This window comes from Enterobacter sp. B79-1 (assembly GCF_057444735.1).
On record NZ_JBYAZJ010000001.1, the window covers coordinates 40130 to 53687 of the forward strand.

Below are 13558 nucleotides of genomic sequence, written 5' to 3' on the forward strand. Positions count from 1 at the left end.
CGACGTTGATGGCTGTATCGTCCCGCATTCATTTGCTGTTTTTGCTCTCCCTTCTTACGGCCGGAGCCGTTCACGGTGCGCCGAATTCCTTTATGCAGCAAGCGCAAAATCCGTTTGATAATAACGGCGACAGCTTACCCGATCTCGGTATGGCAGCCCCAACAGGCGAGGGCGAAAAGCACCTTGCTGAAATGGCCAAGGCCTTTGGCGAAGCCAGTATGACCGACAACGGCCTGACAACAGGCGAGCAGGCGAAGCAGTTTGCACTGGGTCAGGTACGGGATGTGGTGAGCGGGGAAGTGAACGAGCAAATTGAATCCTGGCTTTCCCCCTGGGGTAACGCCAGCGTAAATCTGCTGGTAGATGATGAGGGCAATTTCAATGGCAGCAGCGGAAGCTGGTTTATTCCCTGGAACGATAACAATCGTTACCTGAGCTGGAGCCAGCTGGGCCTGACGCAACAGACGGACGGTCTGGTGAGCAATGCCGGGATTGGCCAGCGATGGGTCGCCGGAGACTGGCTGCTGGGCTATAACACCTTTTACGATAACCTGCTTGAAGAAAACCTGCAGCGCGCCGGGCTGGGGGCAGAAGCGTGGGGGCGAAATCTACGCCTGTCGGCGAACTACTATCAGCCGTTCGCCAGCTGGCGCGACAGCGCGGATCTGCAGGAGCAGCGCATGGCGCGCGGGTATGACATCACTGCTAAAGCCTGGCTGCCGTGGTTCCATCATCTGAATACCAGCGTCAGTTTTGAACAGTATTTTGGCGATAACGTCGATCTGTTTAGCAGTGGAACCGGCTACCACAACCCGATGGCGGTCAATCTGGGACTCAACTATACCCCCGTTCCGCTGGTGACCCTGACGGCTGCCCATAAGCAGGGAGAGAGCGGCGTCAGCCAGAATAACCTCGGGCTTAAGCTCAACTATCGGTTTGGCGTGCCCCTGGTCAAACAGCTGTCCGCCAGCGAAGTGGCTGTGACGCGTTCGCTGCGCGGCAGTCGCTACGATTCGCCAGAGCGGGAGAACCTGCCGGTCATGGAGTTCCGCCAGCGCAAAACGCTGTCGGTCTATCTGGCAACGCCGCCGTGGGATCTGAAAGGGGGCGAAACCGTTATGCTGAAGCTGCAAATACGCAGCAAGCATGGTATTCGCCAGCTGCACTGGCAGGGGGATACGCAGGCGCTGAGCCTGACCGCACCGGCTGACAGTACCAGCAGCGACGGCTGGAGCGTTATTATGCCCGCGTGGGATAACGCTGAGGGTGCAACTAACCAGTGGCGGTTGTCGGTGATCGCGGAAGATAAAGACGGGCAGCGCGTCTCTTCCAATGAGATCGCGCTAACGGTGGTTCAACCGCTGGTCGCATTGCCCAACGACGATCCACGGTGGAAGCTGCTGCCGGATGAGTAAGTTAAAAAATCCGTTCCTGATGGACCCACACGGCGGCTTCGACGCGGGACTTTAACTTCATCTTCTTCAGCATGTGCTTCACGTGCACTTTTACCGTGCTTTCGGTGATGTCCAGACGGCGGGCGATCATTTTGTTCGGCAGGCCCTGGGCAATCAGCTTCAGAATATCGCGTTCGCGCGGGGTAAGCTGGCTTACGTCACGGTCTGAGGTTGCGCGGTTGGCGCGCAGGCTGGCGGCCAGTACCGGCGTTAAGGCTTCGCTCAGCACCATCTCTCCGGCAGCGGCCTGCTGCAGCGCCTTGAGCAGATCTTCCGGCTCCATATCTTTCAGCAGATAGCCGTCCGCGCCGCGCTTCAGCGCCGTCACCACGTCTTCTTCATGATTTGACACGCTAAACACCACCACGCGGCCAGACAGGGATTTTTCGCGCAGTTTGTCCAGCGTCTCCAGACCGTTCATGCCCGGCATGTTGAGATCGAGCAGGATCAAATCAGGATCGAGCGCTTCAGCAAGCTCAATACCCTGTTCGCCGTTGCTGGCTTCGCCAACGACGGTAATATCGGGCGCCATGCTGACCAGCTGTTTCACCCCGGTGCGCAACATGGGATGGTCGTCGATCAACAGGATGGATGCCGGTTCCTGATTAGTCATGGTGTTCTCCTTGGACAGTTGTAAGCGGTTTTTCGGGAATAAAGGTGACGACCACTTCCGTGCCACCCGTGTCTCTCCGGCGAACCTGGCAATCACCGCGCAGGCTTTGCGCGCGGTCTCGCATGATAATTAAACCATAGTGGTTGGTTCTCTCGGCATTTTCCGGCACGCCGCAGCCGTCGTCCTGAATCGTCAGCTTCACCTGATTATTGTGCTGGCTGACGGTTACCGTTACCGCCGTCGCGCTGGCGTGTTTGAGCACGTTGCTCAGGGCTTCGCGGGCGATCTGCAGTAAATGAATCGCCTGATGGGAGGGGACAAAACGCGGCGGAAGCTGGTAGTCGAGCTTCACCGGGAACCCCAGCCGGGCGCTAAATTCGTGACAGCTGGACTCCAGCGCGGGGCGAAGGCCCGGCTCCGTCAGCTGCAGTCGGAAAGTGGTTAACAGCTCACGGAGCTGAACCCATGACGTGTTCAGCTCGTTGCGGATCTGGCTCAGGAGCTGTTTATTGCTTTCCGGCATCTCCGCGTCCTGCATCTGCAGGCAGCTGACCTGCATCTTCATGCAGGAGAGCGATTGGGCGATGGAGTCATGCAGCTCCCGCGCGATGGTGGCCCGCTCTTCCATGACAATCAGCTGCTGCTGTTTTTCCTGATGCCTGTCCAGCGCCAGCGTGGCTGTGAGCTGTTCCACCAGGGTATCCACCAGCTGCTGCTGGTCGTGGCTCAAATGCCTTCCGGCGGGCAGGGTAGCCAGCAGAATGCCGTACTGGGTGTGGCTGTCCGTCAGACGCCACTTCAGCGTGGTGCCCGTCGTCGTTAGCGGTGGTACACCCCGCGGGCAAAGGTGACAACCTTTATCATCACAGGACATGTCAGACTGACAGGTAAATTCCTGATGATTTTCTTCGTCTTCAACGTCGTAGACCCGCAGCTCCAGATCGTGCAGCAGCGTCAGGTTTTGCAGGCCGTTCAGCACCGGCGAGAGGCGCTCGCACAGCGGTACCTGCATGTGCAAACGGCGGTTGGCCTGCCACAGGAAAGAGAGAATTTCGTTTTTCTGTTCGAGTCCGGCGGTTTTTTCCTGAACCCGCTGTTCCAGTACCGCATAGCTTTCAGACAGCTCTTCCGACATGGTGTTGAGCGCCTGGCCGAGCATCGCCATCTCGTTACGCCCGCTGATATGCGTGCGCTGGGTAAAATCTCTGTTCGTTACGGCGCGTGCCATTGCCAGCAGCTGTTTCCAGGGATTCAGCAGCCTTGCGCGCAGCCAGACGATGGTGAAAATCAGCAGCAGGCCCATAAACAGCGCCATCACCCGGTGGATCATAACCACTCGGTCAATGCGTAATTCGGTGGTTTGATCGAAAGAGGAGACCAGCGTATCAATGCTTGAGACGAAACCGGCAACGTCGCGCGCGACGGCGTCGGGGCTGTTCGCCTGCTTTAAGCCTGGCTCCAGCTGCGTGTGCCAGTAGCCCTGAAGGGCCTTGAGCTGGGATTTCTGACCAGCGCGAATGGCGGCACTTTCCAGCTCGGGGCTGAAAGCCGTATGCTCCATATCGTCGATCAGCTTCTGGTCGTCCTGCGTTAAGGGCACCGAGGCCAGCAGACGATAACTCTGCATGCGTAGCGAGCCTGCCTCGTTGATGGCATGCGCATTACCCTGTACGCCCTGGACCAGCCAGCCGGAAATCGCCATGCCGGTGACACCGATCGCGGTGGACAGCAAGACAATAAGCGCCAGTTGGTTAACCAGCGTCAGCGGGGATAGACATCTTTTTAACATGGTGTTGCCGGGCTCCTGACGTGACCTGACTGCAGGAATGGCGCTATTCTGGTGCATACCCTGGAGTATACCCATACCAATAAAGGATTACCTCTAAATTGCCCGAGGGGTAACGGTTAGGGGGAGGGAGTAGCCAGGATGGCTCAGCACCGTGAAAAACCACATCTTTTTTATCCCTTACTCCTACTCACTAAGAGTAATGCCTTTTTTTTCGCCACAAAACCCCGCACTTTTCCTTTGATTTATATCAACTTACCGCCGCCCTAAAACCCTAATGTTTGCAGCATCATTCGAGAATCAGAGGTGTCTATGAGTCACTCATCCGCTCCCGACAGGGAAAATGGTCCCGTTATTACAGAATGGCGACCAGAGGATCCGGCGTTCTGGCAACAGCGCGGCCATCGTGTAGCAAGTCGTAATCTGTGGATTTCCGTTCCGTGCCTGCTGTTAGCGTTTTGCGTATGGATGTTGTTTAGTGCGGTTGCGGTAAACCTGCCAAAAGTCGGCTTTACGTTCACGACCGATCAGCTGTTTATGTTGACCGCGCTGCCGTCCCTGTCCGGTGCGTTGCTGCGTGTGCCTTACGCGTTTATGGTGCCGGTGTTTGGCGGACGCCGCTGGACGGCTTTCAGTACCGGCATCATGATCGTGCCGTGCGTGTGGCTCGGTTTTGCGGTGCAGGATACCTCCACGCCGTTTAGCGTGTTTGTGATCATCTCTCTGCTGTGCGGTTTTGCGGGCGCGAACTTTGCCTCCAGCATGGCGAACATCAGCTTCTTCTTCCCGAAAGCGAAGCAGGGTGGTGCGCTGGGCATTAACGGCGGTCTGGGGAACATGGGCGTGAGCGTGATGCAGCTGATTGCCCCGCTGGCGATTTCGGTTTCCATCTTTGCGGCCTTTGGCGGCGGCGGTGTGACCCAGCCGGATGGTTCTTCTCTGTTCCTGCAGAACGCGGCCTGGATTTGGGTACCGTTCCTGGTGGTCTTCACGCTGGCGGCCTGGTTCTTTATGAACGATTTGTCCGCGTCGAAGGCGTCCCTGAGCGAACAGTTACCGGTCCTGAAACGCGGTCACCTTTGGGTCATGGCGCTGTTGTATCTGGCAACGTTCGGCTCGTTTATCGGGTTCTCTGCGGGCTTCGCCATGCTGTCGAAAACCCAGTTCCCGGACGTGCAGATCCTGCAATTTGCCTTTTTTGGTCCATTTGTCGGCGCGCTGGCACGTTCTCTTGGCGGGATGATCTCCGACCGTCTGGGCGGGACGCGCGTGACGCTGGTGAACTTCATGGTGATGGCGATCTTCTGCGCGCTGCTGTTCCTGACGCTGCCAGCCAACGGGCAGGGCGGCAACTTTATTGCCTTCTTCGGCGTGTTTATGGTGCTGTTCCTGACGGCCGGGCTGGGAAGTGCCTCCACGTTCCAGATGATCTCCGTCATCTTCCGTAAGCTGACCATGGATCGCGTTAAAGCGCAGGGCGGCACCGAAGAGCAGGCCATGCGTGAAGCGGCGACCGACACCGCAGCGGCGCTGGGCTTTATCTCTGCGATTGGCGCAATTGGTGGCTTCTTCATCCCGAAAGCGTTCGGTATCTCACTGGACCTGACCGGCTCTCCGGCAGGGGCCATGAAAGTATTCCTCGTCTTCTATATCGCCTGCGTTGTGATTACGTGGCTGGTATATGGCCGTAATACCAAGAAAAATAAGTAAGTGTGATTATCCGTTTGCGCGGCCTTCGGGCCGCGTTTTTTTGTGTTGAAAATAGTTACAACATACTGATGACCTTTACAGCGGCAGCCAGCGGGTAACACTGTGATCGCCATCGCTTTCCAGTGGGGTCTACCCCTTAATACCTGAGATGTTAAATTTAGCCCTGCTTTTTGTACGATAAATATAAAATATCAATATTAATCATCATGATACGAATTTTACATTTATACCGCTTTGGTGGTATTTGATGTAACACCCACCTCCAGAGACCCCGTCCGCCTTGATCGTTATCAATTCTCCCGCGCTTTCAGAGCGTTACCTTCGCAGCAAATCAGCAATGTCGATTTAGAGAGCCACAGGCTCCACACAGGAGATACCCGATGAGCAAATTTTTAGACCGGTTTCGCTACTTCAAGCAGAAGGGCGAGACGTTTGCCGATGGGCACGGTCAGCTTCTGGAGACCAACCGCGACTGGGAAGACGGCTATCGCCAGCGCTGGCAGCATGACAAAGTGGTCCGTTCAACCCACGGCGTCAACTGCACGGGTTCGTGCAGCTGGAAGATTTTCGTCAAGAATGGTCTGGTGACCTGGGAAGTCCAGCAAACCGACTACCCGCGTACCCGTCCCGACCTGCCGAATCATGAACCGCGCGGCTGTCCGCGTGGCGCAAGCTACTCCTGGTATCTCTACAGCGCTAACCGGCTGAAATACCCTCTGATGCGTAAGCGCCTGATGAAAATGTGGCGTGAAGCGAAAGTCCAGCACAGCGATCCGGTTGATGCATGGGCGTCCATCATTGAAGACACCGACAAAGCGAAGAGCTTCAAGCAGGCTCGCGGTCGCGGTGGCTTTGTCCGTTCCTCCTGGAAAGAAGTGAACGAACTGATTGCGGCGTCTAACGTCTACACCGTCAAAACCTACGGCCCGGACCGCGTGGCAGGCTTCTCGCCAATCCCGGCGATGTCGATGGTCTCTTACGCGTCTGGCGCGCGCTATCTCTCCCTGATTGGCGGGACCTGCCTGAGCTTCTATGACTGGTACTGCGACCTGCCACCTGCGTCTCCGCAGACCTGGGGCGAGCAGACCGACGTGCCGGAATCCGCCGACTGGTATAACTCCAGTTACATTCTGGCCTGGGGCTCTAACGTTCCTCAGACCCGTACCCCGGATGCCCACTTCTTTACCGAAGTGCGTTACAAAGGCACCAAAACCGTTGCGATTACCCCTGACTATGCGGAAATCGCCAAGCTGTGCGACCTGTGGCTGGCACCTAAGCAGGGCACCGATGCGGCGATGGCGCTGGCGATGGGCCACGTCATGCTGCGCGAGTTCCACCTGGACAAGCCTAGCCAGTACTTCACCGACTACGTGCGTCGCTACACCGACATGCCGATGCTGGTAATGCTGGAAGAGCGCGACGGCTACTACGCTGCCGGTCGTATGCTGCGCGCCGCTGACCTGGTGGATTCACTTGGTCAGGAAAATAACCCGCAGTGGAAAACCGTTGCCTGTAACAGCAATGGCGAACTGATTGCGCCAAACGGCTCTATCGGTTTCCGCTGGGGCGAAAAGGGCAAATGGAACCTGGAGCAGCGTAACGGCACCACCGGCGAAGAGACCGAACTGCGCCTGAGCATGCTGGGCAGCCAGGATGAGATCGCTGACGTCGGCTTCCCGTACTTCGGTGGCGAAGGCACCGAGCATTTCAACAAGGTTGAACTGAATAACGTTCTGATGCACAAACTGCCGGTGAAGCGTCTTCAGCTCGCCGATGGTTCAACGGCGCTGGTCACCACCGTTTACGATCTCACCATGGCGAACTACGGCCTTGAGCGCGGTCTGAACGACGAAAACTGTGCAAGCAGCTACGATGACGTGAAAGCGTACACCCCGGCATGGGCGGAGCAGATCACCGGCGTGCCGCGCGCGCAGATCACCCGTATCGCGCGTGAGTTCGCGGAAAACGCCGACAAGACCCACGGTCGTTCCATGATCATCGTCGGTGCCGGTCTGAACCACTGGTATCACCTCGATATGAACTATCGCGGCCTGATTAACATGCTGATCTTCTGCGGCTGCGTCGGTCAGAGCGGCGGCGGCTGGGCGCACTACGTCGGCCAGGAAAAACTGCGTCCGCAGACCGGCTGGCAGCCGCTGGCGTTTGCCCTCGACTGGCAGCGTCCGGCGCGCCACATGAACAGCACTTCCTACTTCTATAACCACTCCAGCCAGTGGCGCTACGAGACGGTTACCGCAGAGGAACTGCTGTCGCCAATGGCGGATAAATCCCGCTACAGCGGTCACCTGATTGACTTCAACGTGCGTGCGGAACGTATGGGCTGGCTGCCGTCGGCTCCTCAGCTTGGTACCAACCCGCTGCGCATCGCGCAAGCGGCGAAGAAAGCGGGCATGACCCCGGTGGACTACACCGTTAAGTCGCTGAAGGAAGGTTCGATTCGCTTTGCGGCGGAACAGCCGGAAAACGGTAAAAACCATCCGCGCAACCTGTTCATCTGGCGCTCAAACCTGCTGGGTTCTTCCGGTAAAGGTCACGAGTTCATGCTGAAGTATCTGCTCGGTACGGAACACGGTATTCAGGGCAAAGATCTCGGCAAGCAGGGCGGCGTGAAGCCTGAAGAAGTGGAATGGAAAGACAACGGCCTGGACGGCAAGCTGGATCTGGTAGTGACGCTGGATTTCCGTCTGTCGAGCACCTGCCTGTACTCTGATATCGTTCTGCCGACGGCAACCTGGTATGAAAAAGACGACATGAATACCTCGGATATGCATCCGTTTATTCATCCGCTGTCTGCTGCCGTTGACCCGGCGTGGGAATCCAAAAGCGACTGGGAAATCTACAAAGGCATCGCCGAGAAATTCTCTGAAGTCTGCGTGGGGCACCTGGGCAAAGAAACCGACGTGGTGACGCTGCCCATTCAGCACGACTCCGCCGCCGAACTGGCGCAGCCGCTGGACGTGAAGGACTGGAAAAAAGGCGAGTGCGATCTGATCCCAGGCGTGACGGCGCCGCACATCATTCCAGTTGAACGTGACTACCCGGCGACCTACGAACGCTTTACCTCTATCGGCCCGCTGATGGAGAAAATCGGCAACGGCGGGAAAGGGATCGCCTGGAACACCCAGAGCGAAATGGACCTGCTGCGTAAGCTCAATTACACCAAATCAGACGGCCCGGCCAAAGGCCAGCCAATGCTGAACACGGCGATTGATGCCGCAGAGATGATCCTGACCCTGGCACCGGAAACCAACGGCCAGGTCGCAGTAAAAGCCTGGGAAGCACTGAGTAAAATCACCGGTCGCGACCACAAGCATCTGGCCCTGAACAAAGAAGACGAGAAAATCCGCTTCCGCGATATTCAGGCCCAGCCGCGCAAAATTATCTCCAGTCCGACCTGGTCTGGTCTGGAAGATGAGCACGTCTCTTATAACGCGGGTTACACCAACGTTCACGAGCTGATCCCGTGGCGTACCCTGACCGGTCGTCAGTCTCTGTATCAGGATCATCAGTGGATGCGTGACTTCGGCGAAAGCCTGCTGGTTTACCGTCCGCCAATCGACACCCGTTCGGTGAAAGCGGTAATGGGCGAGAAGTCCAACGGTAATCCGGAGAAAGCGCTGAACTTCCTGACGCCGCACCAGAAGTGGGGGATCCACTCCACCTACAGCGACAACCTGCTGATGCTGACGCTGGGACGCGGCGGTCCGATTGTCTGGATGAGCGAAGCGGATGCCAAAGATCTGGGGATTGTGGATAACGACTGGATCGAAGTCTTCAACAGCAACGGGTCATTGACCGCTCGTGCAGTGGTTAGCCAGCGTGTTCCCGCAGGGATGACCATGATGTACCACGCGCAGGAACGTATCGTGAACATTCCTGGCTCAGAAATCACCGAGCAGCGCGGCGGTATTCATAACTCGGTCACCCGTATTACGCCGAAGCCGACCCATATGATCGGTGGCTATGCGCAGCTGGCCTACGGCTTTAACTACTACGGCACCGTAGGATCTAACCGCGATGAGTTCGTGGTGGTACGTAAGATGAAGAATATTAACTGGTTAGACGGCGAAGGTAATGACCAGGTACAGGAGAGCGTAAAATGAAAATTCGTTCACAAGTCGGCATGGTGCTGAATCTGGATAAATGCATCGGCTGTCATACCTGCTCAGTCACCTGTAAAAACGTCTGGACCAGCCGCGAAGGGACCGAGTACGCCTGGTTCAACAATGTGGAAACCAAGCCGGGCACCGGCTTCCCGACCAACTGGGAAGATCAGGAGAAATACAAGGGCGGCTGGATCCGCAAAATCAACGGCAAAATCCAGCCGCGCATGGGCAACCGCGCGATGCTTCTGGGAAAAATCTTCGCTAACCCGCATCTGCCGGGTATCGACGATTACTACGAGCCGTTTGATTTTGACTATCAGAACCTGCATAACGCAGCGGAAGGGAAACATCAGCCGATTGCTCGTCCTCGCTCGCTTATTACCGGTCAACGCATGAACAAGATCGAGAAAGGCCCGAACTGGGAAGACGATCTGGGCGGTGAGTTCGAGAAGCTGTCGAAAGACAAAAACTTCGAGAACATGCAGAAGGCGATGTACGGTCAGTTCGAAAACACCTTCATGATGTACCTGCCGCGTCTGTGCGAGCACTGCCTTAACCCGGCGTGCGTGGCGACCTGCCCGAGCGGTGCCATCTACAAGCGTGAAGAAGACGGCATCGTACTCATCGACCAGGACAAGTGCCGCGGCTGGCGCATGTGCATCACCGGCTGTCCGTATAAAAAAATCTACTTCAACTGGAAGAGCGGCAAGTCAGAGAAGTGCATCTTCTGCTACCCGCGTATTGAAGCCGGTATGCCGACCGTCTGTTCAGAAAGCTGCGTAGGCCGTATTCGCTACCTCGGCGTGCTGCTGTATGACGCGGACGCGATTGAAACGGCAGCAAGCACCGAGAACGAGAAAGATCTGTACCAGCGTCAGCTGGACGTGTTCCTCGATCCGAACGATCCGAAGGTGATCGAGCAGGCGCTGAAGGACGGCGTGCCGCAGAGCGTGATCGACGCCGCGCAGCAGTCTCCGGTGTACAAAATGGCAATGGACTGGAAGCTGGCGCTGCCGCTGCATCCTGAATACCGCACGCTGCCGATGGTCTGGTACGTGCCGCCGCTGTCGCCGATTCAGTCTGCAGCCGACGCGGGTGAACTGGGCGGCAACGGCATTCTGCCGGACGTGGAAAGCCTGCGTATTCCGGTTCAGTACCTGGCGAACCTGCTGACCGCGGGCGATACCCAGCCGGTCCTGCTGGCGCTGAAGCGTATGCTGGCGATGCGTCACTTCAAGCGTGCTGAGACCGTTGACGGCGTTACCGATACCCGCGCGCTGGAAGAGGTCGGTCTGACCGAAGCGCAGGCGCAGGAGATGTACCGCTACCTGGCGATTGCGAACTACGAAGACCGTTTCGTCGTACCGAGCAGCCACCGCGAACAGGCGCGCGACGCCTTCCCGGAGAAAAACGGATGTGGCTTTAGCTTCGGTGACGGTTGCCACGGCTCAGACACCAAATTCAACCTGTTCAACAGCCGCCGCATCGACGCCATGGATGTGACCAGCAAAACGGAGCCGCACCAATGATTGAACTCGTCATTGTTTCGCGTCTGCTCGAGTACCCGGATGCTGCGCTTGCGCAGCATCAGCAGGAACTCTTTGATGCACTCGCGTCATCTGAAAACCTGGATAAAGCGGATGCCCAGAAGCTGAGCGTGTTCCTCCGCGATCTGTTAGCGCGCGATCTCCTGGACGCGCAGTCGGACTACAGCCAGCTGTTTGACCGCGGGCGTGCGACGTCGCTGCTGCTGTTTGAACACGTTCACGGTGAATCCCGCGATCGCGGTCAGGCGATGGTCGACCTGATGTCCCAGTACGAGCAGCACGGCCTGCAGCTTGACAGCCGTGAGCTGCCGGACCACCTGCCGCTGTACCTGGAATATCTGGCGCAGCTGCCGAAAGAAGAGGCGCTGGGCGGTTTGCAGGACATCGCGCCGATCCTGGCGCTGCTCGGCGCGCGTCTTCAGCAGCGCGAAAGTGCTTATGCGGTGCTCTTTGACCTGCTGGTGAAGCTGGCTAACGCCGCCGTTGATAGCGAAAAAGTAGCGGAAAAAATCGCGGACGAAGCGCGCGACGACACTCCGCAGGCGCTTGATGCGGTCTGGGAAGAAGAGCAGGTGAAGTTCTTTGCTGACCAGAACTGCGGCGAGTCTGAAATCTCCGCTCACCAGCGTCGTTTTGCCGGGGCCGTTGCTCCGCAATATTTGAATATCTCTAACGGAGGACGGCAATAATGCACTTCCTGAATATGTTCTTCTTTGACATTTACCCGTATATCGCGGGCACCGTATTCCTGGTGGGAAGCTGGCTGCGTTATGACTATGGCCAGTATACCTGGCGGGCGGCCTCCAGCCAGATGCTGGACCGCAAGGGGATGAACCTCGCCTCTAACCTGTTCCATATCGGGATCCTGGGGATTTTTGCCGGTCACTTCCTGGGCATGCTGACACCGCACTGGATGTACGAAGCCTGGCTGCCGATTGAAGTGAAGCAGAAAATGGCGATGTTTGCGGGCGGTGCCAGCGGCGTGATGTGCCTGGTCGGCGGTCTGCTGCTGCTGAAACGTCGTCTGTTCAGCCCGCGCGTGCGGGCCACCACGACCGCTGCGGACATCCTGATCCTCTCCCTGTTGATGGTGCAGTGTGCGCTGGGTCTGCTGACAATTCCGTTCTCTGCGCAGCATATGGACGGCAGCGAAATGATGAAGCTGGTCGGCTGGGCGCAGTCCGTGGTGACCTTCCATGGCGGCGCATCTGAGCATCTGGACGGCGTGGCCTTTATCTTCCGCGTGCACCTGGTGCTGGGGATGACGCTGTTTGTGCTGTTCCCGTTCTCCCGCCTGGTGCACATCTGGAGCGCGCCGGTTGAGTACCTGACGCGCAAATACCAGATTGTGCGCGCCCGTCGCTAATTTGCCGTTTTGATACCCACCCCGCACTCGCGGGGTTTTTTTTCGCCCCAGCCCAGGTTGTTGCCCGCAGCGGCAAACAAAATCAGCGCGCCGCCCGCAAGCTGCGTGAGGTTCAGCGAGTGTCCGAACACCAGGTTATCAACAGCAATGGCGACCACCGGATAGATAAACGACAGCGATCCGGTGACTGGCGTGGGGAGTTTCTGAATGGCGCTATACAGCAACTGGTACATGATGCCGGTATGGACAATGCCCAGCGTCAGCAGTATCGTCCAGGGGAAATCGCCCGAAAGGGAAGGCATATGCGCCAGCGGAAGAAGCATCACCACCCCTGTCAGGACCTGAATAAAGGCGATATGCTGCGGTGCGATGGATTTCAGTTTGCGGGCGATAATGGCAGTCAGCGCGTAAAAGAATGCTGCACCCAGCGCCAGCCCGATACCTGCGAGCCATTCACTGCCATGCGTGCCGCTCAGCTCGCTGGAAAGCAATATCACCACCCCGCCGAAGGCGAGGATCAACCAGCCCCACTTCACCAGACTGACGCGTTCGCCTAAAAGCATCCCCATCATCACCAGCATAAACGGCTGGGTGTTATAGACCACGGTTGACAGGCCAATCGAGATCCTCTCATAGGCTGCAAACAGCAGCAGCCAGTTCACCACGAGCGCTACGCCGCCAAAAATGGCCAGCAGCAGCGTGGTGCGGGTGAGGGGACTGAAGGGCTTTCGACTTAACCGGATAAACATATAAAGCGTCACCGCGCCGATAACGCAGCGCCAGAACACCACTTCCGTTACCGGCAGACCGGAGAGTAAAACAAACGCGCCGATAGAACCGGAAATTAACATCGCCAGGCTCATCTGCCCGACGCCTTTTTGTAAATCACGCATTATCCACCTCCTGATTAATGACCCTATTGTCGAAAATCGCTGTCGGGTTTTACAGGGCTGAT

General features: G+C 57.3%; 9 protein-coding genes. 6 read left to right on the forward strand and 3 right to left on the reverse strand.

Annotation, left to right across the window (positions count from 1 at the left end):
• Positions 1-8: 8 nt before the first annotated feature.
• Entirely contained in the window at positions 9-1415 is a 1407-nt protein-coding gene (locus AC2T6E_RS00195) for a YchO/YchP family invasin (RefSeq protein WP_174339697.1), read from the forward strand.
• A gap of 1 nt (position 1416) precedes the next feature.
• Here AC2T6E_RS00195 and narL read toward each other — a convergent pair whose 3' ends face one another.
• Both narL and narX read right to left on the reverse strand, forming a co-directional pair.
• A complete protein-coding gene (gene narL, locus AC2T6E_RS00200; protein WP_028018756.1) occupies positions 1417-2067 on the reverse strand; it encodes a two-component system response regulator NarL in 651 nt (216 codons plus the stop codon).
• On the reverse strand, positions 2060-3856 hold the full coding sequence (narX, locus tag AC2T6E_RS00205; protein WP_486690123.1) for a nitrate/nitrite two-component system sensor histidine kinase NarX: 1797 nt from the start codon (positions 3854-3856) through the stop codon (positions 2060-2062). The genes narL and narX overlap by 8 nt, the downstream gene beginning before the upstream one ends.
• 309 nt (positions 3857-4165) lie before the next feature.
• Here narX and AC2T6E_RS00210 point away from each other — a divergent pair, with 309 nt between their 5' ends.
• The 5 genes from AC2T6E_RS00210 to narI all read left to right on the forward strand — a co-directional run bounded on the left by AC2T6E_RS00210 (position 4166) and on the right by narI (position 12603).
• Positions 4166-5563 carry a NarK family nitrate/nitrite MFS transporter gene (locus tag AC2T6E_RS00210; RefSeq protein WP_108417810.1) on the forward strand — a complete coding sequence of 466 codons (1398 nt, stop codon included), beginning with the start codon at positions 4166-4168 and terminating at the stop codon, positions 5561-5563.
• A 380-nt stretch (positions 5564-5943) separates the two neighbouring features.
• Positions 5944-9687 (forward strand): nitrate reductase subunit alpha, encoded by a 3744-nt coding sequence (locus AC2T6E_RS00215; protein WP_486690126.1) that lies wholly within the window; start codon positions 5944-5946, stop codon positions 9685-9687.
• A complete protein-coding gene (narH, locus tag AC2T6E_RS00220; RefSeq protein WP_089599043.1) occupies positions 9684-11219 on the forward strand; it encodes a nitrate reductase subunit beta in 1536 nt (511 codons plus the stop codon). The genes AC2T6E_RS00215 and narH overlap by 4 nt, the downstream gene beginning before the upstream one ends.
• Complete coding sequence (gene narJ / locus AC2T6E_RS00225) at positions 11216-11926, forward strand: nitrate reductase molybdenum cofactor assembly chaperone (RefSeq protein ID WP_454539563.1); 711 nt, start codon at positions 11216-11218, stop codon at positions 11924-11926. Before narH ends, narJ begins: the two co-directional genes overlap by 4 nt.
• Complete coding sequence (narI, locus tag AC2T6E_RS00230; RefSeq protein WP_010432973.1) at positions 11926-12603, forward strand: respiratory nitrate reductase subunit gamma; 678 nt, start codon at positions 11926-11928, stop codon at positions 12601-12603. Before narJ ends, narI begins: the two co-directional genes overlap by 1 nt.
• Here the strand turns inward: narI and AC2T6E_RS00235 are convergent.
• Positions 12600-13496 carry a DMT family transporter gene (locus tag AC2T6E_RS00235; RefSeq protein ID WP_108417807.1) on the reverse strand — a complete coding sequence of 299 codons (897 nt, stop codon included), beginning with the start codon at positions 13494-13496 and terminating at the stop codon, positions 12600-12602. The two genes, narI and AC2T6E_RS00235, sit on opposite strands and share 4 nt — an antisense overlap.
• Positions 13497-13558: the final 62 nt, after the last annotated feature.